At 62.0% G+C, this 24,851-nt stretch carries 24 protein-coding genes and 1 pseudogene; 14 read left to right on the top strand and 11 right to left on the bottom strand.

Annotated features, from left to right (window positions below; genetic code table 11):
• Positions 1-18: 18 nt before the first annotated feature.
• Complete coding sequence (locus UP10_RS27495) at positions 19-912, top strand: LysR family transcriptional regulator (protein WP_044590361.1); 894 nt, start codon at positions 19-21, stop codon at positions 910-912.
• A 47-nt stretch (positions 913-959) separates the two neighbouring features.
• On the opposite strand, the gene UP10_RS27490 is transcribed toward UP10_RS27495, so the two are convergent.
• The 3 genes from UP10_RS27490 to pobA all read right to left on the bottom strand — a co-directional run bounded on the left by UP10_RS27490 (position 960) and on the right by pobA (position 3,705).
• Positions 960-1,325: a hypothetical protein gene (locus UP10_RS27490; RefSeq protein WP_245321892.1), complete on the bottom strand. Its 366-nt coding sequence runs from the start codon at positions 1,323-1,325 to the stop codon at positions 960-962.
• A gap of 416 nt (positions 1,326-1,741) precedes the next feature.
• A complete protein-coding gene (locus tag UP10_RS27485; RefSeq protein WP_044590359.1) occupies positions 1,742-2,182 on the bottom strand; it encodes a PaaI family thioesterase in 441 nt (146 codons plus the stop codon).
• 353 nt (positions 2,183-2,535) lie between these two features.
• Positions 2,536-3,705 carry a 4-hydroxybenzoate 3-monooxygenase gene (gene pobA, locus UP10_RS27480; RefSeq protein WP_044590358.1) on the bottom strand — a complete coding sequence of 390 codons (1,170 nt, stop codon included), beginning with the start codon at positions 3,703-3,705 and terminating at the stop codon, positions 2,536-2,538.
• A 285-nt stretch (positions 3,706-3,990) separates the two neighbouring features.
• Between pobA and UP10_RS27475 the strand changes: the two genes are divergently transcribed.
• The 9 genes from UP10_RS27475 (at position 3,991) to UP10_RS27435 (ending at position 13,052) form a co-directional block, all read left to right on the top strand.
• Positions 3,991-5,013 carry a TRAP transporter substrate-binding protein gene (locus UP10_RS27475; protein WP_044590357.1) on the top strand — a complete coding sequence of 341 codons (1,023 nt, stop codon included), beginning with the start codon at positions 3,991-3,993 and terminating at the stop codon, positions 5,011-5,013.
• A gap of 182 nt (positions 5,014-5,195) precedes the next feature.
• Positions 5,196-5,705, top strand: coding sequence for a TRAP transporter small permease (locus UP10_RS27470; RefSeq protein WP_044590458.1), 510 nt, complete (start codon positions 5,196-5,198; stop codon positions 5,703-5,705).
• A 6-nt stretch (positions 5,706-5,711) separates the two neighbouring features.
• Positions 5,712-7,016: a TRAP transporter large permease gene (locus UP10_RS27465; protein ID WP_044590356.1), complete on the top strand. Its 1,305-nt coding sequence runs from the start codon at positions 5,712-5,714 to the stop codon at positions 7,014-7,016.
• Between the two features lie 4 nt (positions 7,017-7,020).
• The gene (locus UP10_RS27460) at positions 7,021-7,482 is read left to right on the top strand and encodes a DUF3237 domain-containing protein (RefSeq protein ID WP_044590355.1); all 462 of its coding nucleotides are present in this window, start codon (positions 7,021-7,023) and stop codon (positions 7,480-7,482) included.
• A 413-nt stretch (positions 7,483-7,895) separates the two neighbouring features.
• Positions 7,896-8,693, top strand: coding sequence for a crotonase/enoyl-CoA hydratase family protein (locus UP10_RS27455; RefSeq protein ID WP_044590354.1), 798 nt, complete (start codon positions 7,896-7,898; stop codon positions 8,691-8,693).
• Positions 8,690-10,561 (top strand): feruloyl-CoA synthase, encoded by a 1,872-nt coding sequence (locus UP10_RS27450; RefSeq protein WP_044590353.1) that lies wholly within the window; start codon positions 8,690-8,692, stop codon positions 10,559-10,561. Before UP10_RS27455 ends, UP10_RS27450 begins: the two co-directional genes overlap by 4 nt.
• A 20-nt stretch (positions 10,562-10,581) precedes the next feature.
• Positions 10,582-11,343: an SDR family NAD(P)-dependent oxidoreductase gene (locus tag UP10_RS27445; protein ID WP_044590352.1), complete on the top strand. Its 762-nt coding sequence runs from the start codon at positions 10,582-10,584 to the stop codon at positions 11,341-11,343.
• Between the two features lie 29 nt (positions 11,344-11,372).
• On the top strand, positions 11,373-11,792 hold the full coding sequence (locus UP10_RS27440) for an acyl-CoA thioesterase (protein ID WP_044590457.1): 420 nt from the start codon (positions 11,373-11,375) through the stop codon (positions 11,790-11,792).
• A 108-nt stretch (positions 11,793-11,900) separates the two neighbouring features.
• Entirely contained in the window at positions 11,901-13,052 is a 1,152-nt protein-coding gene (locus tag UP10_RS27435; RefSeq protein ID WP_044590351.1) for an ABC transporter substrate-binding protein, read from the top strand.
• Between the two features lie 145 nt (positions 13,053-13,197).
• On the opposite strand, the gene UP10_RS45990 is transcribed toward UP10_RS27435, so the two are convergent.
• From UP10_RS45990 to UP10_RS27420, 4 genes are all read right to left on the bottom strand, one after another.
• Positions 13,198-13,278: a hypothetical protein gene (locus tag UP10_RS45990; RefSeq protein ID WP_245321898.1), complete on the bottom strand. Its 81-nt coding sequence runs from the start codon at positions 13,276-13,278 to the stop codon at positions 13,198-13,200.
• A 137-nt stretch (positions 13,279-13,415) separates the two neighbouring features.
• Entirely contained in the window at positions 13,416-14,147 is a 732-nt protein-coding gene (locus UP10_RS27430; protein ID WP_044590350.1) for an ABC transporter ATP-binding protein, read from the bottom strand.
• The gene (locus UP10_RS27425) at positions 14,144-15,913 is read right to left on the bottom strand and encodes a branched-chain amino acid ABC transporter ATP-binding protein/permease (protein ID WP_044590349.1); all 1,770 of its coding nucleotides are present in this window, start codon (positions 15,911-15,913) and stop codon (positions 14,144-14,146) included. Before UP10_RS27425 ends, UP10_RS27430 begins: the two co-directional genes overlap by 4 nt.
• Positions 15,914-15,916: 3 nt before the next feature.
• Positions 15,917-16,957, bottom strand: a complete 1,041-nt coding sequence (locus UP10_RS27420) for a branched-chain amino acid ABC transporter permease (RefSeq protein WP_044590348.1) — start codon at positions 16,955-16,957, stop codon at positions 15,917-15,919.
• Positions 16,958-17,133: 176 nt separating this feature from the next.
• Here UP10_RS27420 and UP10_RS27415 point away from each other — a divergent pair, with 176 nt between their 5' ends.
• Positions 17,134-17,652: a MarR family winged helix-turn-helix transcriptional regulator gene (locus UP10_RS27415; RefSeq protein WP_044590347.1), complete on the top strand. Its 519-nt coding sequence runs from the start codon at positions 17,134-17,136 to the stop codon at positions 17,650-17,652.
• A 182-nt stretch (positions 17,653-17,834) separates the two neighbouring features.
• On the opposite strand, the gene UP10_RS27410 is transcribed toward UP10_RS27415, so the two are convergent.
• From UP10_RS27410 to UP10_RS27395, 4 genes are all read right to left on the bottom strand, one after another.
• Entirely contained in the window at positions 17,835-18,230 is a 396-nt protein-coding gene (locus UP10_RS27410; protein WP_044590346.1) for a DUF1127 domain-containing protein, read from the bottom strand.
• Positions 18,231-18,962: 732 nt separating this feature from the next.
• A complete protein-coding gene (locus tag UP10_RS27405; RefSeq protein ID WP_044590345.1) occupies positions 18,963-19,448 on the bottom strand; it encodes an ester cyclase in 486 nt (161 codons plus the stop codon).
• A gap of 69 nt (positions 19,449-19,517) precedes the next feature.
• Positions 19,518-20,327, bottom strand: a complete 810-nt coding sequence (locus UP10_RS42195; RefSeq protein ID WP_050043825.1) for an AraC family transcriptional regulator — start codon at positions 20,325-20,327, stop codon at positions 19,518-19,520.
• 206 nt (positions 20,328-20,533) lie between these two features.
• Positions 20,534-21,283 (bottom strand): bestrophin-like domain, encoded by a 750-nt coding sequence (locus tag UP10_RS27395; RefSeq protein ID WP_044590344.1) that lies wholly within the window; start codon positions 21,281-21,283, stop codon positions 20,534-20,536.
• A gap of 323 nt (positions 21,284-21,606) precedes the next feature.
• Here UP10_RS27395 and UP10_RS27390 point away from each other — a divergent pair, with 323 nt between their 5' ends.
• The 3 genes and pseudogenes from UP10_RS27390 to UP10_RS27380 all read left to right on the top strand — a co-directional run.
• Positions 21,607-23,019 (top strand): DUF1254 domain-containing protein, encoded by a 1,413-nt coding sequence (locus UP10_RS27390; RefSeq protein ID WP_044590343.1) that lies wholly within the window; start codon positions 21,607-21,609, stop codon positions 23,017-23,019.
• Between the two features lie 62 nt (positions 23,020-23,081).
• Complete coding sequence (locus UP10_RS27385) at positions 23,082-24,491, top strand: DUF1254 domain-containing protein (RefSeq protein WP_050043824.1); 1,410 nt, start codon at positions 23,082-23,084, stop codon at positions 24,489-24,491.
• Positions 24,492-24,611: 120 nt separating this feature from the next.
• Positions 24,612-24,782 (top strand): annotated as a pseudogene (locus UP10_RS27380) (IS5/IS1182 family transposase); the annotation flags it as partial.
• Positions 24,783-24,851 lie beyond the last annotated feature (69 nt).

The following is a 24,851-nucleotide window of genomic DNA, read 5'->3' as shown; positions in this document are numbered from 1 at the left end:
CGAATATGCAATAGTGCCATGGATCGTCTGGACGCCATGCAGGCCTTTGTCGCCGTCGCCGACCTCGAGGGCTTTGCCCCGGCGTCGCGCAAGCTCGGCCTGTCGCCGTCAGCCGTCACCCGGCTGATCGCGGCGCTGGAGGAGCGACTCGGCGCGCGGCTGCTGCAGCGGACCACGCGCCAGGTGACGCTGACCGACGCCGGCTCGCGCTATCTGGAACGGGCGCGCCGGATCCTCGCCGATGTCACCGAAGCCGAGGACGCGGTCGAGACCGAACGGACCCGCCCGGAGGGGCGGCTGGTGATCTCGGCCCCGTTCGGCTTCGGCCGGCTCCATGTCAGCCCGGTCGTCTCAGCCTATCTGAAGCGCTACCCCGATGTCGGCGTCGACCTGCGGCTGTCGGATCGCAGGATCAACCTTGTCGAGGACGGCGTCGACCTCGCGGTCCGGATCGGCCATCTGCCCGATTCGACGCTGGTGGCACGTCATGTCGGAACGATGCGCCGGATCGTGGTGGCGTCATCAGGCTATCTCAAGCGCCGCGGCGAGCCGAAGCGGCCGGCAGATCTCACGACCCATGACACGATCCAGTTCGGCGCCATGACTGCCGCGCCGGACTGGCGCTTCGTCGAGGACGGCCGCGAGGTTCGGATCGCGCCTTCGCCGCGCTTCACCAGCAACAGCTCGGATGCCGCCGTCCAGTATGCCGAGCAGGACGGAGGGCTGACCCGGCTGATGTTCTACCAGGCCGCCGAATCGCTCAGGGCGCAGCGGCTCCAGATCGTGCTCGCGGAGTTTGAGCAGCCGGCGGTGCCGATCCATGTCGTCTATCCGACGACGCGGCTGCTGTCGGCCAAGGTGCGCACCTTCATCGATCTCGTGACCGAGATCACCGACTGGCACTTCGGCTAGATCTTCCCAACCGAAGGCCCGCGCGCGCAAGGCAGATCAGTTGCCGCTCAACTGGCGTCCTTGTTCAATTCGATGGCGACCTGTGAGAGCCACGAGCCCGGCGCGTTCATCACGAACGACTGGTGGTTGCCCTTGGTCTTGATCGTCACCAGCGCGGCAACGGTCTCGCCTTCAATTCGTGCCTCGATCACCCCGTCGGAATTGGTCCCCGAAATCTTGCCGCCCTGCCGGTACTCGTGCTCGAACCAGTTACCCGAGAGCTGCGTTCCGTTCTGCTCGATGTTGGCCGATAACGACATCTTGTAGGCATCGCTCGCACATCGGAGATCCAGGCTGATCGCCTTGTCCGGCTTCGTGACGTTGTACGCGACCTTGCAGCGGACCCTTTCCCAGGCTCCATCTTTGGGCTTCATCGAGCCGGATCCGGACCATCCGCCCTCCAGATTGTCGAAACTTGTTGCCGCATATGACACGCTCAAGGTCATCAGAGCGAAACACGCCGCGGCGCTTCGCTTGAGCCAAAGTCTCCAAGACATTCAGTTGATCTCCGAACCGCAATACGGCGAGCTTACCCGCGCCTGGTCGCCGGGATGTGGCGAACATGTTAAGAGATGTTGCAGATTTTGGCTTTCTGTTGACCGCAGCAAGGCGCGTCCTGCGCAGGCACGGCCGGGACCTCGTGGATATCGAAGCGCGTGTCGGGCGGCCGGCCCGTCCGCTCGAGAGAACCCCAGAGCGTTTTCAAGCGAAGTGGGTCCCGGTTCGCGTGAAGAAAACGCGTCAAAACAAGAATATAGAGCCCCGTTCCGATTCCCATCGGAACGGGGCTCTAGCCCACCGGCTCCTTCTTCGGCACCACGCGGAAGGTGCCGCTGGAGCGTGCGATCGTGACGTCGTCGGCCTTGATCAGGCATTGCGCGAAGCAGATCGTACTGCCGGTCTTGATCACGTCGCCCTCGACCGCGAGCCATTGCCCGACCTTGGCGCTGCCGACGAAATCGACCGCCAACGAGATGGTCACGAACGACGTCGTCCAACCGGTCGCCTGCGCGCAGCTGTAACCCATCGCGGCGTCGGCGAGCGCTGCGATCAGGCCGCCATGGATCAGGCCGCGGCTGTTGGTGTGGGGCCTCGCCAGCCGCAGGCCGACGCTGACGCCTTTGTCGGTCTTCTTCGAGTAAAGTGGTTCCCAGGGATCGGTGAGCGGGCTCTTGCGGAAATGCGGCTCGTAGCCTGCGGGGATATCGGCGGTTGGCGTATCGACGGTCATGTGAAACTCGCGTGCTGGCGTATGATTTGTCGCCATTGAACGGGATGTCGGTGACGGCTGCACCGCCTACAAAGTTTTAAACGAGATTTGCGTGGGTGTTTGAAAGTGGCAGCTTGTCGTCACCCGCGCATGCGGGTGACCCAGTATCCCAGAGACCTGAGCTGGACTCGATAAGCCGCTGCGTACTGGACACCCCGCATGCGCGGGGTATGACGAGCGCGAGTGTGGCAACGAGACTGTAAGACGACGGCATCGCGTAGGGTGGGCAAAGGCGCACTTCGCGCCGTGCCCACCATCAGCACTCCGCTCGGGAAGGTGGGCACGCTGCGCTTTGCCCACCCTACGGATCTCCGCTACAACGCCAACCCCACATAATTCTCCGACAGCGAGGTCTGCGCGGCCTTTGAGCTGACGAGATAATCCAGCTCGGCGATCTGGATACGGGCGGCGAAGTCGCCGTCGTCGGGAAATTTGTGCAGCATCGAGGTCATCCACCACGAGAAGCGCACCGCCTTCCAGACCCGCGCCAGCGCCTTGGCTGAATAGCCATCGAGACCAGCCGAGGATTTCTCGTCGTAATATTCGCGCAGCGCTTGCGACAGATAATGCACGTCGCTGGCGGCAAGGTTGAGGCCCTTGGCGCCGGTCGGCGGCACGATGTGCGAGGCGTCGCCGGCGAGGTACATCCGGCCGAACCGCATCGGCTCGGCGACGAAGCTGCGCAGCGGCGCGATGCTCTTTTCGATCGAGGGGCCGGTGACGAGTTCGTCCGCCGCCTTCTGGTCGAGCCGGCGCTTCAGTTCGTCCCAGAATCGCTCATCCGGCCACTGGTCGACATGATCGTCGAGCGGGCACTGCACGTAATAGCGGCTGCGGTGGGACGAGCGCATGGTGCAGAGCGCAAAGCCGCGTTCGTGGTTGTTGTAGATCAGCTCGGGCGACACCGGCTGCGTCTCCGAGAGAATGCCGAGCCAGCCGAACGGATAGACCCGCTCATAGCTCGTGATCGCCTGTGACGGCACGCTGGCGCGGCTGACGCCGTGGAAGCCGTCGCAGCCGGCGATGAAATCGCATGATATCTCATGGGTCACGCCGTCCTTGACGTAGCTGACGCGCGGATGGTCGGTGTCGAAATCATGCGGCTTGACGTCGCTGGCCGAATAGATCGAGGTCAGGCCGGCCGCCTTGCGGGCGTTCATCAGGTCGAGCGTGACCTCGGTCTGGCCATAGATCGTCACCGTCTTGCCGGTCGCGGCATGCATGTCGATGCGGTGCCGCGCACCGCCGAACGCCAGCTCGACGCCGTGATGGACCAGGCCCTCCTGATGCAGGCGGCTGCCGGCGCCCACCTTGTCGAGCAGGCCCACCGTGCCTTCCTCGAGCAGGCCGGCGCGGATCCGCCCCAGCACATAGTCCGGGGTCTGCCGCTCCACGATGACGTTGTCTACGCCGAAAGTATGAAGTAGTTGCCCAAGCAACAGTCCGGCCGGACCTGCGCCTATGATTGCTACTTTTGTCCGCAATACCTGCTCCTCCCGATACGGTAAGCTCGACCATGGGCCCGCCGCCCGCGGGCACCCGTCGTGAACTTGCCATGGCAACTATATCATATAACAGTCTTGGCAAAGTGCGTTTGCGCGCGGGAAATGTGTTCGCCGCAATGCAAGATGCCGCAGCGGCCGGATTTGGCGGGTACGACCAGGCGTCCGAGGAGCGGATTCCGTCTTGATCGGGCTCGCAAATTAGATAACATGTTAACTAACGAGACCGGGCGGAAAGCCCGCCGTCATGGAGAGGGAGGAGATGCGATGAGGAAACTAGTGTTGGCGCTGCTCGTAGCCGCCAGCGTCACGCCTGCCGTCACGCCCGCCTTGGCGCAGGACAAGACCGTCAATCTCAAAGTCTCGTTGTGGGTGCCGCCGGCGCATCCGCTGGTGCCGGCGACGCAGGCCTGGGCCACCGACATCGAGAAGGCGTCGGGCGGTACCATCAAGGTCTCGGTGTTCCCGTCCGAGCAGCTCGGCAAGGCGTTCGACCATTACGATATGGCGCGCGATGGCATCGCCGACGTCACCTATGTCAATCCCGGCTATCAGCCCGGCCGCTTCCCGATCGCGGCCGCGGGCCAGCTTCCGTTCACCTTCTCCGACGGCAAGAAGGGCACGCTGGCGCTGAACGAATGGTACCACAAATACGCACCCACCGAGATGAAGGACACCAAGCTGTGCTTCGCCTTCATCCACGATCCGGGCGCGCTGCACGGCAAGAAGAAGATATTGCTGCCGAGCGATCTCTCCGGCGTGAAAGTGCGCCCGGCCCAAAGCACGATCGGCGAAATGGTGAAGATGTTCGGCGGCGTCAACATCCAGGCCTCGGCGCCGGAATCGCGCGACGCGATCGAGCGCGGCACGGCCGATGAAATCACCTTTCCCTGGGGCTCGATCTTCCTGTTCGGCATCGACAAGGTGGTGAAGTACCACATGGACGTGCCGCTCTACACGACGGTGTTCACCTACAACATCAACCTCGCCAAATACGATGCGATGTCGGACACCCAGAAGAAGGTGATCGACGACCATTGCACGCCGGAATGGGCCTCCAGGGTCACCGACCCCTGGACCGATTTCGAAGCCAACGGCCGCGTCAAGATGAAGGCGCTGGAGGGCCACGAGGTCTATCCGCTGACCGCCGACCAGCTCGCCGAGTGGAAGAAGGCGGTCAAGCCGCTGCACGACAGCTGGGAAGCGGCGGTGAAGAAGGCCGGCGGCGACGCGGAGAAAATCGACGCCGATCTGCAGGCCACGCTGAAGAAGTATGAGGCGGGGATTTGAATCTCGTCATTCCGGGGCGCGCGTCAGCGCGAACCCGGAATCTCCCAAAACAAGCTCCAGATTCCGGGTTCGCTCGCGTTGCGAGCGCCCCGGAATGACGGTGTCCGAATCGATCGCTCTGTATCATGGCCGCTAGCTCTGAAGTGACCCAAGACGGCGTCCTCACCGGTCCGCCCGAGCCGGTGCGCAAGAACGTCATGGACCGCTTCATCGATTCCATCGAATGGATCGCGGCGTTCTTCGTCGGCATCGTCGCGCTCAACACCTTCGTTGCGGTGGTGATGCGAAAATTCTTCGCGGTGACAATTCCCGACTATTACAATATCGGCCAGTTCCTGCTCGGCATCCTGATCTTCTGGGGCATCGCCGCGACCAGCTATCGCGGCACCCACATCACGGTCGATTTGGTCTGGGCCAATGCCACGCCGCGCCATCAGCGCTGGATCGATATCTTCGCGACGCTGGTGCTGCTGTTCGTGGTGACGGTGCAGACCTACACGCTGATCGACAAGGTGATCGACACCAGGAACAGCCATATCGTCACCATGGATCTCGGCATACCCGTCTGGCCGTTCTTCCTGGTGTCGTGGATCGGCGACGTCTCCGCGGTGCTGCTGATCGCGATTCGCACCTGGCGGCTGATCTTCCATCCGGAAGACATCCATGACGCCAAGATCAAGACCCCGGAGTAGCCGGCAATGAGCAACGAAGCTGTTGCCGTCATCGGCTTTGTCAGCCTGTTCGGGCTGATGCTGTTGCGCGTGCCGGTCGGCATGGCGATGGGCCTCGTCGGCATCACCGGCTTCGGCTATCTCACCGGCCTTGCGCCGGCGCTGAAGCTGATCGGCCAGACCACGATGCGGACGGTGACCGACTATTCCTTCGGCGTGATCCCGATGTTCCTCTTGATGGGCGCCTTCGTGTCGGTGTCCGGCATCAGCCGCGAGCTGTTCCGCGCCGCCAACACCTTCGTCGGCCACTGGAAGGGCGGGCTCGGCATCGCGACGATCGCCGCCTGCGGCGGCTTCGCCGCGATCTCAGGCTCCTCGGTCGCGACCGCGGCGACATTCTCCGCAGTGGCGTATCCCGAGATGCGCCGCTTCGGCTATCCGCAATCCTTCTCCGCCGGCGTGATCGCCGTCGGCGGCACGCTGGGGGCGATGCTGCCGCCGTCCACGGTGCTCGCGGTCTACGGCATCATCACCCAGCAGGACATCGGCAAGCTGTTCATCGCCGGGATCGTGCCGGGCCTGCTCGCGATCGTCATGCACATGATCACGATCGGTATCATCGGCGTGGTGCGGCCGGGCTTCCTGCCTGCCGGCCCGAAGGCATCGTGGCATGACCGTCTGGTCGCGTTGCGCGACGTCTGGTCGCCGCTGCTGCTGTTTTTGTTCGTGATCGGCGGCCTCTATGGCGGCTTCTTCATCCCGACCGAAGCCGGCGCGGTCGGCGCGGTCGGCGCCTTCATCATCGGCATCGCCAGAGGCAAGCTGAGCAAGGACGGCATCCTGCAATCGCTGCTGCAGGCGACGCGCACGGCGGCGGCCGTGTTCACCGTGCTGATCGGCGCGCTCTGCTTCGGCTATTTCCTCACCATCACCCAGACACCGCAGAACGTGACGGCGTTCCTCACCGGGCTCGGCATCGGCCCCTATGGCGTGCTGGCGCTGATCCTTTTGATGTACCTGGTGCTCGGCTGCCTGATGGATGCGATGGCGATGGTGATCCTCACCGTGCCGATCGTGTTCCCGGTCGTCACCGCACTCGGCTTCGATCCGATCTGGTTCGGCATCATCATCGTCATGACGGTGGAACTCGGCCTGATCCATCCGCCGGTCGGCATGAACGTGTTCGTGATCAAGAGCGTGATCAAGGACGTCAACATGTCGACGATCTTTGTCGGCGTGCTGCCCTTCGTGATCACCGACCTGATCCGGCTGGTGATCCTGATCCTGTTCCCGTTGTTGGCGACCTGGTTGCCGCAACGCATGATTGGCTAAATCAATGACGCCAGAGATTCAGACAAAATATGTTTTCACCATTACGGCTGAGATCGCGGACGTCACGTCGGCCGGCGACATCGGCAGCGGCGTCCGGCGGATCATCCCGATCGTCGGCGGTGAGGTGAGGGGCGAAAAGGTCAACGGCAAGGTGCTCGGCTTCGGCGCCGACTTCCAAATCATCCGTCCCAACGAGCTGATCGAGTTGGAAGCCAGATATGCTTTCGAAACTGACGACGGCGCCGTGGTCTATGTCGAAAACAGGGGCATCCGCTTCGGGCCGGTCGATCTGCTTGAGAAGCTGAAGCGCGGTGAACCGGTCGACCCGAAACTGATCTATTTCCGCACCGTGCCGAGATTCGAAACCGGCGCCGAGAAATACCGCTGGCTGATGCAGCACATCTTCATCGCCTCCGCCGCCCGCCACGCCGACTGCGTCGTGATCGACGTGCACCAGGTGTTGTGAGCAGCAATCACCGCGGCTCCAACTCCACTCACGGCTGTCATCGCCCGCGAAAGCGGGCGACCCAGTACGCCGCGACCCATCGGCTCAAGCACAACTGCCTCTGGAATACTGGATGACCTATATGCGTAGGTGATGACACCGTGAGTGGGTTTCCCGCTTCGCGCACCACAAACTCACTGTTGTCCTGGCGAAAAGCCAGGACCCATTACCCCAAATGCCGGTTGCTACGCGCCGCTGGGGCCACGGTCCCTCTCACAACAAATGTCGGTGGTTATGGATCCTGGCTTTCGCCAGGACGACGATGGGAAGACCGCGGGCTCGACTCCATCGCCGTTATTGCGGGGAGCCTCCATATTGACTCCGCCGTCAATAGTTATAATACATAACTATTCTGAACAGGAAACAATAACGCCATGGGAAACGCTGACGCTGCCGCTGACGATGCTTCGCTGCTCAAGATCGAGACACGAGGCGCGATGCTGACAGTGGGGCTCAACCGTCCCGCCAAGCGCAATGCGCTGAACGACGGCATCATCCTGGCGCTGCAGGATTGTTTTTCCGCAATTCCCGACGAGGTCGGCGCCGTGGTGATCCATGGCATCGGCGATCACTTCTCCTCCGGCCTCGACCTCTCCGAGCTGACCGAGCGCGACGCCACCGAGGGCCTCATCCACTCCCAGATGTGGCATCGGGTGTTCGACCGCATCCAGTATTGCCGCGTGCCGGTCATTGCCGCGCTGCAGGGCGCCGTGATCGGCGGCGGGCTCGAACTGGCCTGCGCCGCGCATATCCGCGTCGCCGAGCCGTCGGCCTATTTCGCGCTGCCCGAGGGCCAGCGCGGCATTTTTGTCGGCGGCGGCGGCTCGGTTCGGCTGCCGCGCCTGATCGGCGTGCCGCGGATGGCCGACATGATGCTGACCGGCCGGGTCTATTCCGCGACCGAAGGCGCGGCCTACGGCTTCTCGCAATATCTCACCGAAGCCGGCGGCGCGTTGGCGAAGGCGCTGGAGTTGGCCGAGCGGGTCGCCGCGAACGCGCCGCTGACCAATTTTGCCGTGCTGCAGGCGTTGCCGATGATCGCGGAAGCCAATCCGCAGACCGGCCTCTTGATGGAATCGCTGATGGCGACCGTGGCGCAGAGCGACAAGGAGGCTAAAAAGCGCATCCGCGCGTTCCTCGACCGCAAGACCGCCAAGGTGAAGCCGACATGAGCGCGAAGCCCGACATGTCTGCGACCAGCGCGCATCCGCTGCGCCCGATCTCGTTCGGCAATCCCGAGGTCATCGTCGAGCGCCGCGACGACGGCACGATCTATCTTCGCCCAAAGGTCAAACTCGCCGACTATCCGGTCCGCATCACCGATCGCCTGCATCATTGGGCGAAAGCCGAGCCGAACCGCGTGTTCATGGCTGAGCGCGTCGCCGGCGGCGGCTGGCGGCAGATCACCTACGCGCAACTGCTGGATACGACACGGCGCATCGCCTCCGCGCTGATGGCGCGCGGGCTGTCGGCGGAGCGGCCGATCGTGATTCTATCAGGCAATTCGGTCGATCACGCGCTGATCGCGTTCGGCGCGCTCTATGCCGGCATTCCATTCTGCCCGGTCTCGCCGGCCTATTCGCTGGTGTCGCGCGACTACGGCAAGCTGAACTTCCTGGTCAAGCTGCTCACGCCCGGGCTCGTCTTCGTCGACGACGCCGACAAATTCTCCGACGCGCTGCTGACCAATGTGCCTGAAAGCACCGAGATCGCGGCGACCCGTGGCGCGGTGGCCGGTCGCGATGTGACCCGGCTCACCGATCTCATCGCGACGGCGGAAGACCCGCGCCTCGACGCCATCAACGACGGCATCGGTCCCGACACAATCGCAAAATTCCTGCTGACGTCGGGCTCGACCGGCAATCCCAAGGCCGTCATCAACACCCAGCGCATGATCTGCGCCAACCAGGTGATGCTGCGCGAGACGCTGGCCTTCCTGAAGGACGAGCCGCCGGTCATCGTCGACTGGCTGCCGTGGAATCACACCTTTGGCGGCAACCACAACATCGGGCTCACGCTCTACAATGGCGGCTCGATGTATCTCGACGAGGGCAAGCCGATGCCCGGCGGGATCGAGGAGACCGTGCGAAACCTGCGCGAGATCTCGCCGACGGTCTATTTCAACGTGCCCAAGGGCTATGAATCGCTGCTGCCGTATCTGCGCGACGACGCCGGCCTGCGGGCAAGATTCTTCGACCGGCTGCATGCGATGTTCTTCTCCGGCGCGGCGCTGTCGCCGTTCATCTGGAACAGCCTCGATGAGCTCGCGGTGCAGGAGAAGGGTTATCGGGTTCCAATGCTGACCGGGCTTGGGGCCACCGAGACCTCGCCGTTCTTCATGTCGGTACGTCCGGACACCAGCCGCTCCGGCCATGTCGGCCTTCCCGTGTCGGGCAATGACGCAAAACTGCTGCCGAACAATGGCAAGCTGGAGGTCCGCGCCAAGGGGCCGAACGTCACGCCGGGCTACTGGCGCCAGCCGGAATTGACCGCCAAGGCGTTCGACGAGGAAGGCTTCTACAAATTCGGCGATGCGCTGAAGCCGGCCGAAGCAGGCAATTTCGATGCCGGTTTCGATTTCGACGGCCGGATCGCCGAGGACTTCAAGCTGGCAAGCGGCACCTGGGTCAGCGTCGGCCCCTTGCGCGCGCGCTTCGTCGGCGCCTGCGCGCCGTTGGTGCGCGACGTCGTGATCGCCGGCCTCAACCGCGACGAGGTCTCGGCGCTCGTCATCCTCGATCTCGACGGTTGCCGGCTGATCAATCCAAACCTTGCGGCCAACGACCTCGCCGCTGCGGCCAACGATCCGAAGGTGCGCGCCGCGTTCCGCGAGCGCTTCACGCGATTTTTGGCCAGCGCCACCGGCTCGTCGACCCGCATCACCCGTGCGGTCCTGCTCGACACCCCGCTGTCGATCGACCGCGGCGAGGTGACCGACAAGGGCTCGATCAACCAGCGCGCCGTGCTGGAGCATCGCGCCGCATTGATCGAGACGCTCTATGCGCCGGTACCGCCGGCATTCGTAATCACACTAAGCTGAATTCAGAAGAGGAGAACGCGATGCAGTTGAAGGACCAGGCCGCTATCGTCACCGGCGGCGCATCGGGATTGGGTGCCGCAACCGCGCGCCGTCTGGCCGCCCAGGGCGCCAAGGTCGCGGTTTGCGACCTCAATGCAAAACTTGCCGAGAGCGTCGCGGCCGAGATCGGCGGCATTCCGCTGGTCTGCGACGTATCGGATGCCGCGGCGGCCGAAGCCGCGGTCGCGGAGGCCGCCAAGGTGCATGGTCCGGCGCGCGTGCTGGTGAATTGCGCCGGCATCGGGGTGGCAAAGCGCGTGATCGGCCGCGAGGGGCCGATGGCGCTGTCCGATTTCGAGAAGGTGATCAAGGTCAATCTGATCGGCTCCTTCAACATGCTGCGGCTCGCGACGGCGGGCATGTCCAAGCTCGAGCCGCTCGCCACCGGTGAACGTGGCGTCGTGATCTGCACCGCCTCGGTTGCGGCCTATGACGGCCAGATCGGGCAGGCGGCGTATTCGGCCTCGAAGGGCGGCATCGTCGCGATGACGTTGCCGATCGCGCGCGAACTGGCGCAGTTCGGCATCCGTGTGCTGACGATCGCACCCGGCCTGTTCATGACGCCGCTGCTGGGCAGCCTGCCGCAGGAGGCGCAGGATTCGCTCGCCGCCGCGATCCCGTTCCCGCGCCGGCTCGGTCAGGCCGACGAGTTCGCCTCGCTGGCGCTGCACATGATCGACAATCCCTATCTGAACGGCGAAGTGGTGCGGCTCGATGCCGCGCTCCGGATGGCGCCGCGCTAGAGCATGATCATGATGATCGAGGGTAAATGATGTTCGTCAACCGGCGCGACGTGCAGATCCAGTGGGGCGATTGCGACCCGGCCAACATCGTCTATTACCCGCGCTACTTCGCGATGTTCGACGATTCGACCTCGATCATGTTCGAAGTGGCCGGCTTCTCGAAGCAGGATATCATCAAGACATACGGCTTGGTCGGCATTCCCATGGTCGACACGCGGGCGAAATTCCACATCCCGTCGACCCATGGCGACTGGATTACCATCGAAAGCCGGATCGACAGCATCAAGCGGTCGAGCTTCGAGGTGGTGCACCGGGTCTTCAAGGGCGAGGCACTTGCGATCGAGGCCTTCGAGACCCGGGTGCTGGTCGGCCGTCACCCGGATGATCCCGCCAAGCTGAAATCGGCGCCGTTTCCGCAGGAGATCATCGACCGTTTCATGCAAGGCTGACTTGTTCATGAAGGGCTGACTTGCCGTCCTTCATGACCTAAAGAAGGGGCTGAATTGGCCCGCAAAACCGGCTTAAACCGAAATAACATATCCGCAGGGAGGAATTGAATGAAGAAGGCCACTCTCGCCGCAGCAGTGCTCGCGGCGACTTTTGCGCTGCCGGGCTCGCCGTCGCACGCGCAGACCAATGACATCACCATCGGTATCTCGATCTCGACCACGGGACCGGCCGCAGCCCTGGGCATCCCCGAGCGCAACGCGCTCGATTTCGTGCCGAAGGAAATCGGCGGCGTACCGCTGAAGCTGATCGTGCTCGATGACGGCGGCGATCCGACGGCCGCGACCACCAACGCGCGGCGCTTCGTCACCGAGTCCAAGGCCGACATCATCATGGGCTCCTGCACCACGCCGCCGTCGATCGCGGTGTCGACGGTCGCCAACGAGGCCGGCATTCCGCATTTCGGACTGGCGCCGTTCCCGATCAACGAGGCGCGCGCAAAATGGTCGGTCGATTTGCCGCAGTCGATCCCGATCATGGCCAAGGTGCTGTACGAGCACATGAAGGCGCACAACATCAAGACGGTCGGCTATATCGGCTACTCCGATTCCTACGGTGATCTCTGGGTCAACGATTTCAAGACCACCGCCGTGCCGATGGGCCTGACCATGACCGACGAGGAGCGTTTTGCGCGTCCCGACACCTCGGTCGCGGGCCAGGTGCTGAAGCTCGTCGCCGCCAATCCCGACGCGATCCTGATTGGCGCCTCCGGCACCGCTGCGGCGCTGCCGCAGACCGCACTGCGCGAGCGCGGTTACAAGGGCCTGATCTACCAGACCCACGGCGCCGCCAGCATGGACTTCATCCGCATCGCGGGTGCGTCCGCCGAGGGCGTCATCATGTCGGCGGGCCCGGTGATGTCGCCGGAGACGCAAGCTGACAGCGCGCTGACCAAGAAGCCTGGCCTCACGCTCAATACGGCCTATGAAGCCAAATATGGCGCCAACAGCCGCAGTCAGTTCGCAGGGCATTCCTACGACGCCTTCGAGGTGCTGAAGCGGATCATCCCGGTGGCGCTGAAGACCGCCAAGCCCGGCACGCCGGAATTCCGCGAGGCGATCCGCCAGGCGTTCCTCACCGAGAAGGAGATCGTCGCGACCCAGGGCGTCTACAACTGGACCGAAAAGGACCGCTACGGCCTCGACGACCGCTCGCGGATTCTGCTGACGGTCAAGGACGGGAAATACGTCCCGGCGATGTAGACGATCCCGGATCGAAACAGACGAGCCGGTCTTCGCAAGGAGGCCGGCTCTTTCTCTTACCCTCCCCTGGAGGGGGAGGGTCGCCTCGCATCGCGGAGCGATGAGAGGCGGGGTGGGGTGACAGTCTATCGTCGTCGGAGGTGCTTCAATGGAACCGCTTCGGCTCACATGAACCATAGAGTTCGACGTAGATCCGCTCCAGCACCGCATTGAGGTCGGCCGTGATCTCCGAATTCCAGAAGCGGATGACGCGATATCCTTCCCATTCTTACCCTCCCCTGGAGGGGGAGGGTCGGTTCACATCGCGTCAGCGATGTGAACCGGGGTGGGGTGAAGGTCTATCTGCATCCGAGCTTCCACAACTCAAATCGCGCTCTCGCCCTCGTACTGGAAGCCGAGATAGCTTGCGGCGACGCCCTTGTTGGCTGCGATCTCCTTCGCCGTGCCTGACAGCACGAACTCGCCGAGCTCCATCACATAGGCGCGGTCGGCGATCTGCAGCGCGGCCTGTGCGTTCTGCTCGACCAACAATACCGAGACGCCGGCGGCACGAAGCTCGCCGACGATGCGGAAGATATCGGCGACGATGATCGGGGCGAGGCCGAGACTCGGCTCGTCCAGCATCAGCAGCTTCGGCGCGCCCATCAGCGCGCGGCCCATCGCCAGCATCTGCTGCTCGCCGCCGGACAGCGTGCCGGCAAGCTGCTTGCGCCGCTCCTTCAGGCGCGGAAACAGCGCGTAGACCTTCTCGATCGAGATCGCCGCGGTGGCCTTTGCAATCCGGAAGGCGCCGAGTTCCAGATTGTCCTCGACATTCATCGAGCCGAACAATTCGCGATGCTCCGGCACCAGGCTGAGGCCTACAGCGACGCGGTCCTCGATATCGAGCGGCGTCAGATCAGTGCCGGCGAAGGTCGCGCGGCCCTTCAGCGGCAGGATGCCCATCACGGCGTTGAGCAGCGTGCTCTTGCCGGCTCCGTTGGCGCCGATGATGGTGACGATCTCGTTCTCGGCGACATCGAGCGAGACGCCGCGCACGGCCTCGACCTTGCCGTAGGCAATGTGGACGTCGCTGACCTTCAACAGCGCGCTCATGCCGCGGCTCCGAGATAGGCCTTGATCACGTCCGGATTGCGCTTGATCGCGGCCGGCGTGCCCTCGGCAATCTTGGTGCCGAAGTCGAGCACCACGATGCGGTCGGCGAGATCCATCACAAAGCCCATGTCGTGCTCGACCAGCAGCACCGACATGCCGCCGTCGCGCAACTGGCGAAGAAGTGCGGCGAGCCGCTGCTTCTCCATGTGGCGCAATCCCGCGGCGGGCTCGTCGAGCAACAGCAGCATCGGATCAACGCAGAGAGCACGCGCAATCTCGACGATGCGTTGCTGGCCGAGCGACAGCGAGCCCGCGAGCTGGTCGATCTGCTCGGCCAGCCCGACGCGTTCGATCTGCCGCGCGGCTTCCGCCAGCAGCCTGGCCTCGTCGGCGCGGTCGAGCCGCAGCATGCTGGAGATCGCGCCGGATGATCCGCGCAGATGCGCGCCGATCGCGACGTTCTCCAGCACGGTCATATCAGGCACCAGCTTGACGTGCTGGAAGGTGCGGGCCACTCCAAGCCTGACCACCTCCTGCGGCGGTGCGTTGGCAACCTCCTTGCCGAGCACCGAGATCTTGCCGCCGGTTGCGGTCAACACGCCGGTGATCAGGTTGAAGGTGGTGCTCTTGCCGGCGCCGTTCGGGCCGATCAGCGCGACGATCTCGCGGGCATTGACATCGAAGGAGACGTCGTTGACGGCGACCACGCCGCCAAACTGCTTGCGTGCCTTCTCGATCCGCAGAAGTGTCCCCGACGTCACGGGCGCCTGCTCGCGCGCCGGCAGCTTGAGGGAGGTGTCAGGCGTCTTGCGGCCCGGCTTGAACGGCAATCGCGACATCAGCCACGGCCAGACGCCTGCCGGGGCGAGTTGCAGCAGCAGCACCAGCAGGATGCCGAACACGATGGTCTCGAGCTGGCTCTGGCCGCCGAAGATGTAAGGAAGATAGCTCTGCAGCACCTCCTTCAGGATCACCACGGTTCCGGCACCGAGCACGGCGCCCCAGACGTAGCCTGCGCCACCGACGACCGCGATGAACAGATATTCGATGCCGGCCTGCGCGCCGAACGGCGTCGGATTGGCGGCGCGCTGGAAATGCGCATAGAGCCAGCCGGACAGGCCGGCCAGAACAGCCGCGTAGATGAACACCAGCAGCTTGGCGCGCGGCGTCTGCACGCCGAAGGCCTCGGCTGCGATATGGCCGCGGCGCAGCGCGCGGATGGCGCGGCCGGTGCGGGAATCCAAGAGGTTCATGGTCAGCAGCGCCGAGATCAGCACCCCGATCCAGATCGCGTAATAGATCGTGTCGGGGCTCAGCATCTTGAACGCTCCGACCGAGAGCGGCGGAATACCGGAGATGCCGTCATTGCGGCCGAGGAATTCGAGCTTGCTGAACAGATAAAACAGCCCGATGCCCCAGGCGATGGTGCCGAGCGGCAGGTAGTGGCCGGACAGCCGGACCGTGACGATGCCGAGCAGCACGGCGGCGATGCCGCTGACCACGAGCGAGGCCGGCAGTGTCAGCCATGGCGAGACGCCGTAGGCCGTGGTCAGCACTGCCGTGGTGTAGGCGCCGAAACCGCAGAACGCGGCCTGGCCGAACGAAGTGAGACCGCCGACCCCGGTGAGCAGCACCAGCCCCATCGCGACCAGGGCCGCGAGGCCGATATTGTCGAGCAGCACGATCCAGAATGGCGGAACGCCGGGGACGAACGGGATCACCGCCATCACGAGCGCGAAGATGATGAGGGGCAGCCGCTGCGTCATCGCTCAATCCTTCTCTTCCTCGACCGCGGGTGCCGCGAGCGAGCGCAGCACCAGCACGGGGAGGATCAGGAAGAAGACGATGACTTCCTTGAAATTGCTGGCGTAGAACGAGGAGAAGGCCTCGACGATGCCGACCACGATGGCCGCGACCGCGGTCAGGGGATAGCTGACGAGGCCACCGATGATCGCGGCGATGAAGCCCTTCAGGCCGATCAGAAAACCCGTGTCGTAATAGAGCGTCGTGATCGGCACGATCAGGATCCCCGAAAGCGCGCCGATCACGGAGGCGAGCAGGAACGCGATCTGGCCAGAGAGCGAAGTGCGGATGCCGACGAGCCGGGCGCCAAGGCGATTGACGGCGGTGGCCCGCAGCGCCTTGCCGGTTCGGGTATAGCCGAAGAACAGCCAGAGCCCGACGATGAAGGCGACCGTCAGCGCGTAGACCGCAAGGCTCTGACCGGTGAAGCGCAGCGGGCCGGCGGTCACCGCGGCGCTCGACAGCGCCGGCCCGCGCAGTCCTTCGGCGCCGAAGAACACGAGGCCAAGGCCCTGCAGCGCGAGGTGGCAGCCGACGGCAGCAATCAATAGCACCAGCACGGATGTATGCGCGATCGGCTGGAACGCGATGCGGTAGAGGAACAATCCGATCGCGGCCACGATCAGCAGCGCCAGCGCGATATTGACGGCCATCGGCGTTTTGGGGCCGACCAGCGCATAAGTGAGGGCAAGCAGCGCGACGGGAAAGACAATGTTGAGCGCGGCGGAGCGCAGCACCAGCCGTGCGCGGAGCGCCTTGCGCGCAAAGAACAGGTCGAGGCCGAAGGCAACGACGCCCATCGCGACGGCCAGCCGCACCGTGCCGGGCACCTGTCCGGTCGCCAGCATGGCGTAGCTCAGCGCACCATAGGTGACGAATTCGCCCTGCGGGATCAGGATCACCCGCGTGACCGCGAACACCAGCACCAGCGCCAGCCCGAGCAGCGCGTAGACCGCGCCGTTGGTGATGCCGTCCTGCAGCAGGAACAGCAGAATCGTCGTGTTCAAGACCGAGCGCTCCCCCTAAGCGTCACCCCTCCGTCTTCACCAGGAAGAGCCGGGCCGATCAATATCGGTTGTTGAAATCCCAATATTTGATATGGTTCATAACAATTATCAATTATAATCTCAAGACCCACGAGCGCTGCGCAGGGATATTGTATCTGGATTGCGAGCCACGAGCGATGACTGTTCCGAAATCTGCCTCCGATGCCGTCAGGCCGGCCCGCCCCTCGCGCAAGGATATCGTCGATCCCGCCGGCGACGACAGCATGCTGCAGCTGGGCGAGCTGTCCGGACTGCTCGGCTATTCGCTGAAGCGCGCGCAACTCAAGGTGTTCGAGGACTTCCTGCGCTGCGTCGCGCCGTTGCAATTGACGCCGGCGCAGTTCTCGGTGCTGCTGCTGCTCGACATGAATCCGGGCCGCAACCAGACCGAGATCGCCAACACGCTCGGCATCCTCCGCCCGAACTTCGTCGCCATGCTCGATGCCCTGGAAACCCGCGACCTCTGCGCGCGGATGCGCTCCACCAACGATCGCCGCTCCCACATCCTTGTGCTGACCGACAAGGGCCGTGCCGTGCTGGCGCGCGCCAAGAAGCTGGTCGCCAGCAAGCACGAGGCGCGGCTGATCGAGGTGCTCGGACCGTCGAACCACGCCGCGCTGCTGCAGATGTTGGCGAAGCTCGCGCAGGAGTTTTGAGGGCTCTTCACCGTCATTGCGAGGAGCGAAGCGACGAAGCAATCCATGTCTCCGCAAGTGGCGCAATGGATTGCTTCGCGGAGCCTGTCATCGGGCGCGCATTCGCGCGACCCGTTGGCTCGCAATGACGGTAAGACGGCTTGCCGCACAACGTACCGAACTGGACGGTGGTTCACCATCAGTTACATGAAGCCACGAGACAGACGCCGTGCCATCCCTGACCTTTCGATCGCTTGGTTCGCGACGATGTGTTCGATGTCACCTTGTGGCACCCCGATATCCATCAGCGCTCGCTCGTTCAGGTCGCGCAAACTGACTCGCAACCTCTCGCGCTGGCGCCGCTCTCGAAACGCACGCCAATAGTCCCGCAGCAAATCCAGGACGCTCCGCGTCGATGCGACGGGTGGTCCAGCCGCTTCCTTTTCCGAGAAAGCGTCTCTCAGCGTTGCGATGGAGGCATCGGGGCGCGCCTCGGCCAAAGCATCGCCAGTAGCGTTTTTCACCAAAGCGATGGTGAGGCGGGGCCTTGCGGCGTCGCGCCTGGTCAGGGATGTGACGTTCGTCTGTTGGGGTGGCATCGGATGCTCCTGCTGTTGTGCCGGCAGGGAGCATGGCCAAACAAAAGGCCCCGTCCGATGCCGGCGGGGCCTGGTGAAAAGATCGCGTCGTCGAATTCCTAGCGCACGACTCCTTCCACGGCCCAGCGAGAGCGGGTCATGTGTTTACGGTTCGAAATGCGCGCGACGTTGATCATCACGCGCAACTACCACGGAGATCGCGCAAAATCAAGGGTGTCCAAGCTACTCGCATCCCGGCCACTCGCATCCTGGAGGCGAGCTCCCCTGACCTGACGCGACGTCTGCCTTGGCTCCGGGACCGTCTGGTTGTTTGACGCTTGTCGAATGCGAGACATTGGCTATGCACGTAGTCCGCTTCTCAGCCACACCAGACCCTCTCCAAGATCAGTCCGCACCGCTTTTGACCCAAAGCGGAAATCACACCTTGGGTGGTCAGGCGGTTGCCTCTCGGGAGATCTTTGCATTGCTTGTTATACCATCGAGATGATCCAGCCGTTAGCGGCAAGGAGCAGTGAGAGAACCAGCCCAACACCACAAAAAATGGCGAGGGTTTGCAGCGTTTCGAGATCATCCTGGTGTTCTGACCGCGCGAGCGAGACGGCTCTTGTGCTCGAGGGCATTCGCGATCTCCATGTTAAGGACCAAGCGGGGCGGCAAAGTGTGAAGAGGGCGAACGCCGCGGATCATCTCTCCCAAGCCGTTGACGTTGAATCATCAAGCAAAGGCCCCGCGTTATGATCGTTTGGGCGGAGGCGGCAACGCTCCAATCTGGTGAAGAAGGGCAAATCGGTCTGGTACCCCCCAATGTTCGACAAGCTTTCCATCTGCAAATCGACAAATGTCCACCACATCGATGATCACCGGCTTGCCTGAGCGCGGATCGACGCCTGTTGCTTCGCTGCGCGCCCAAACCGTATCGCTTGTTTCCACGATGGCCTCTATCGTGAGGGTGAGTCCGTTGATGCTGTGCCTCGCATCCTCGATCTGCGCCTTCAGTATTTGCGGGCCGGGGATATCAATTCTTGACAAATACTCGTGTTCAATCAGCGTCTCGGCGCAAACTTCGTCTGCGACAGTCAGGTCGCCCTGAGAAAAGCCGCGTTCGACTATCGCCTTGAAGCGTTCCAGATTCGTAGACATACCCATTGCTCCGGTTCTTGCGTCAGCCACGGCAACCGCGATGCCGGCTGTGATGATACCAAATTTGCGCCGGGTCATTCTCATTGCCGTCGTGGTCTCCCGTTGAGGCAGACCTTGCGGAAGAGTTAGCGAAAGCGCTTGTATATTTTAGTCATCCGCCGGGAAAAAAATGTTGTCCCAGTCGCCAACGAGGCTGCCAGGCGGCAAGCCGGTGAAAGCGTGGCACTCGCGAATGAAATGGGCCTGATCGAAGTAACCCAGTTCGTGGATGATGTCGGTCCAGGGCCTGCCCGGAGCATTGCGACGGGCGATCAGTGCTCTATCGAACCGGATCGTTCGTGCGAACAGTTTTGGCGTCATGCCCACCTGTGTCGTAAACCGACGCTGAAACTGACTCGTGCTGAGGCCGGACTTTGCAACGAGGCCCTCGATCCGCGCGCGGCCCCGCGCGGCTATCAGCAGACGCGATGCGTGGCCAATCGCCCCGTCGGGTTCGCGCTTATCCAACATCATCCCTGCCCAACGTTCGACGGCGGCTACACGCTCACGAAAGTCCGATGCCGCGCGGACAGCGTCGCCGAGGGTGACGGCAGATTTACCGAGAACATCCGAGGCTGCGGGGTCCTGATTGACCAGGGACGTCATGTTGATTCCGACCAATCGGTTGAAGCCGGTCGGTTGAAACAGAATATTGAAAACATGAATCGAGCCCGACAGATAGACGTGGGCCCGACGATAGGTCTGCGGTCCGACCACACTCATTTCCGGTGTAGTGACTGCCGGGTCGCCGTCGATGCGAACCCGATATGGCTCAGCCAGGTGAATATTCAGGATCTGGTGAGGCCGCGCCGCGACGGGCCAGGTCAGCACCGCGCTCCCCAGTTCCGCGCGTCTCTCTTCGAACGAACGCACGACATCTCGAAGTTGGGGACGGGGTAATGCCCGTTTGATATCCATAAGAGGCCCTCGACCGTCGGAGCCTAGATCGGACCGACACTGGCGACAAGATTTCTCTTCTTGGGCCTTCTGAGACATGCCGAACGGCCGTGCGATCTCCGCTTCCGAGCGAAGACCAGAAGTGCCGACCCGTCGGCGGGAGGTCTCAGTTTGACCCATAGCGGAAGTCGCGGTGCCCATCATACTTGCCAATATGCCCGTCGCGTTTACCGGTCCAAGGGTACCAGGGCGTTGAGCAACGGGTCGCTAGAGATCGACATAAGACCGGAAAAGGGATGGCTCAGTTCGAATATAAGAAAGATTGCTGTCGATGCCGATAGTGCAGAGACGAACAGCGTCGTCACGATGAGCAAATTTGGACGTGCAAACAGCCCGAAGCTGACGAAGATGGCCGAGAGCCAAAATATGAGCACGCCTACGAACGACTTTGGGATGGAGTAGGATGATTGCGCAAAAAGGACCCGTGTTTGCGCCAAATCAATGCCGAGTTGAATGGCCTTCGTCTGCGCTATGCGTTCAGCGTCATTCCTTGGCGTGAGGTTCAGCAAGCTATCAAAGAAGAGGTCGGCTTGGGGCGTGGCTTCGAACGGCGTCACTTTGGTCGACGTGGCGTCCTGTTCGCGCCAAATTCGATCAACCAGACTCTTCACTCCACTCCGAAGCAACGCGCGTACCGGCTGAGCATCGGCACCGGAGCGTGCGAGCAAGTTGTCGAGCAAAATAACATTCGCTGTCATTTGTCTGATTTGATTGCTCTGTGTTTGGAGCGCGCTTTGCGCGGACGCAATGAGAAGGCCAAGGACGAGAGCTGACAGCGTCGCAATCAAGCCAGTTCCGACCCTCACGACGTCTTTCGTGTCGGAATTCAAATGTTGCTCAGGAAAAGCTTTGCGCAGGAAGATGCCCAGCAGCGCTCCGCCGAAGATAAATACGAACGCGACAGCCGCAACAAACATGCTTCTATGCCACTTCCGTTAGTTCCTACCGGTTCAGTGCGTCGCCGTCCCGGCGCTGTTGTGCCAGATGTCGCACTGCATCACTGTATCGACTGAATTTATCACCGCAAAGCCAGTGGGCATGCAAATTGGGCAGTGATGATGACGGACGGCAGGATCAAACCGGCGCCTTTGACCCGGAACGGACATCATCCAACCGCCCGCCATCCGAATGGTTGGCACGGCAGAGGCGTCTGATTTGCGTTGTCACTCTCCAAAAGCCTGCGTAACCTAAGGTGGCAGAGCCAACACTCTGCTAAGGCTGCGTTAACAAGGAGCTGTAAATGCTCACGAAACGCGATTTTCTCAGATCCGCCGCCTTTGTCGCCACCGCCGGTATTGCGAAGTCCGTTCCGGCAAGCGCGGAAAACAGCGTCAGCCTCGTAGAGGCCCGCAGAATCGCAAGGGAAGCTTACGTTTACGGCTTCCCGTTGGTGGACAGCTACCGCATCCAGTACAAATACTTCGTGGACCGTACTGGTCCTGAGTTCAAGGCACCATGGGGCCAGATTGCCAACACGCCTCGGGTCTACACACCGGCTGACACGGCGGTTCAAACGCCCAACTCGGACACACCCTACTCATGGTTGGGGTTGGACCTCCGGACTGAACCTTTTGTCATCGCAGTGCCGGAGGTCGAGAAGAACCGCTATTACAGCATTCAGTTCACGGACGCCTATACGTTCAATATCGATTATGCGGGCACCAGTACGACAGGAAGCGATGCAGCGAACTTGCTGGTCGTGGGGCCGGGCTGGAGGGGCGAAATCCCGAAGGGTATCAAGAAGGTCATTCGTTCCGAGACTGACATCTTAATGCCGATCTATCGCGTGCAGCTTTTCGATCCCACTGACATCGACAACGTGAAGAAAGTGCAGGCAGGCTTCAAGGTCCAACCCCTGTCGTCCTTTCTCGGAAAGGCAGCGCCCAAGACGGCGCGCCCGATCAATTTCGTCGAGCCGCTCACCGTGGAAACACAGAAGACATCCTTGGAGTTCTTCAACATTCTGAACTTCGTGTTGCGCTACTGTCCTACGGACCCATCGGAAGTGGAGTTGATGAAACGTTTCGCCAGGATCGGCGTCGGTGCAGGTAAGACTTTCGATCCAGGCAAGCTCTCGCCAGAAATGACCAAGGCCATCGAAGGCGGCAGAGCCGATGCGTGGGCCGACTTCGCGACCTTGCTGCAAAAGTTTGATGGAGGAAAAGTTACATCGAGTGACGTATTCGGCACGCGAAAGTTCTTGAACAACAACTATCTCTACCGCATGGGCGCCGCTGTGCTTGGCATCTACGGCAATTCGAAAAAAGAGGCGATTTATCCGTTCTATGGTTTGGATGAGGCGAACCAAAAGCTGACCGGGACCAACAAGTACACCCTGCGTTTCCCGCCGGATAAATTACCGCCGGTCAACGCGTTCTGGTCGCTCACCATGTACAGAATGCCGGAAAGCCTCTTGGTAGACAATCCGATCAATCGTTACCTGCTCAACTCTACGATGATGTCGCAGTTCAAGCGCGACGCCGACGGCGGTTTGACATTGCTGATCCAGAACGAAAACCCCGGCAAGGACAAGGAGGCTAACTGGCTTCCTGCGCCGCAGGGACCATTTCGCATATATTTGCGGCTCTATTGGCCAAAGGCCGAAGCGTTAAACGGCAAGTGGCAGAAGCCGCCATTGAAGCGGGTGACATAGACGTCAAGGCACGGCGTTTCATTAAGTTCGCAATGGAACCAAAGCATAAAAGGTCCAGAACCATGAAATCCATCACGCGACGATCCTTTACCGGCGGGATTGCTCTGCTTCCGGCGCTACGTTTTGCACCGGCGCTCGCCCAAGCCCAAGCAAGTCCTGCAGAAGCTCGCGCCATCGCCAAGGAGGCGTACATTTATGGCTTCCCGGTCGTGGATAATTATCGCGTCCAATATGCCTACTTCGTGGACACCAAGAACCGCGAGTATAAAGCGCCGTGGAACCAGATTTGGAATAGCGCACGACTTTTCACTGCCGCAGACAAAGCGATCCAAACGGCGAACTCGGACACTCTCTACTCCATGATCGGTGCCGACCTGCGTGCCGAACCGCTCGTGCTCACCGTGCCCGCGATGGAGAAGGATCGCTATTTCAGCGTCCAGCTCATCGACTACTACACGCAAAACTTCGATTACATTGGCACTCGCACGAGCGGCAACGGAGGCGGGACGTTCCTTCTTGCCGGCCCGAACTGGAAAGGTGAGACCCCCAAGGGCGTCGACAAGGTGTTTCGCTCCGAGACCGAGCTTGCGTTTCCGGGGTATCGCACGCAACTCTTCAGCCCAGCCGACCTCGACAATGTGAAAAAGGTGCAGGCCGGCTACAAGGTGCAGACGCTCTCGGCCTTTCTCGGCCAGCCCGCGCCGAACGCCGCTTCTGCTATTGATTTCATCAAGCCGCTTACACCAGCCGAGCAAAGAACATCTGCAGAATTCTTCAGCATCCTGAACTTCGTCCTGCGGGTCTGCCCCACCGTTCCTTCGGAAACCGCTCTGATGGAGCGATTTGCGAAGATCGGTGTTGGCGCAGGCAAGACGTTCGACGTCGCGAAGCTTACACCCGACATGAAGACGGCCATCGAACAAGGGATGGCTGACGCATGGGTTGAACATGCGGCCTTGCAGAAACAAATTGACGCGCGAGAAGTAAGCACCGGCAAGTTTTTCGGCACGCGGGAGTTCTTAAGGAACAACTACCTCTATCGGATGGCGGGTGCCGTATACGGAATTTACGGCAATTCACAGCAGGAGGCTATGTATCCGTCATATGCCGTTGACGCGGACGGGCAGAAACTGGACGGAGCCAACAGCTACATCATTCGCTTTGCGCCGGACCAGTTGCCGCCCGTTAACGCATTTTGGTCGATGACCATGTACGACTTTCCCGCGCAATTGATGGTGGACAATCCGCTCAATCGGTACTTGCTCAACTCGCCGATGATCCCGCAATTCAAGAAAGATGCCGATGGCGGGTTTACGCTCCACTTCCAGAACAAATCTCCCGGCGCCCACAAGGAAGCCAACTGGCTGCCCGCGCCCGAGGGACCGTTCCTCGTTGTAATGCGACTTTACTGGCCGAAGCCCGAGGCATTGGAAGGAAAGTGGACCGCCCCGCCACTAAAGCGGGTCACATAGGGATGGGTAGTATTGAGCCTCCTCCATTTTGGTACAACCGCGTGATGTCGCCTACTGGCCCAGGCCGTGTGAAAACCTCGCCTCCGCTGCTATTCTGCAGCGAATCGACGGGGACGAGCGATGGCTGGATTCGTGGAAGGGGTTGATCGCGGACAAAGCACTTTGTTCCCTGCGGTGCTCGACGACTACGTGGCCGAGGACAATCCGGTGCGTGCGGTTGATGTGTTCGTCGACGGGCTCGATCTGGATAAGCTCGGCTTCGTTGGGGTCCAGCCACTCGACACGGGGCGATTGCAGTTGATACGCAGCATCATCTCATCGTGGCTCACGAGGTGACCAATGTGGGCACCGATCGCAATC

Origin of the sequence: Bradyrhizobium sp. LTSPM299 (assembly GCF_000938235.1) — a bacterium.
In the GTDB taxonomy this organism is placed as follows: domain Bacteria; phylum Pseudomonadota; class Alphaproteobacteria; order Rhizobiales; family Xanthobacteraceae; genus Bradyrhizobium.
This window is presented reverse-complemented; position numbering and strand designations above follow the sequence as displayed.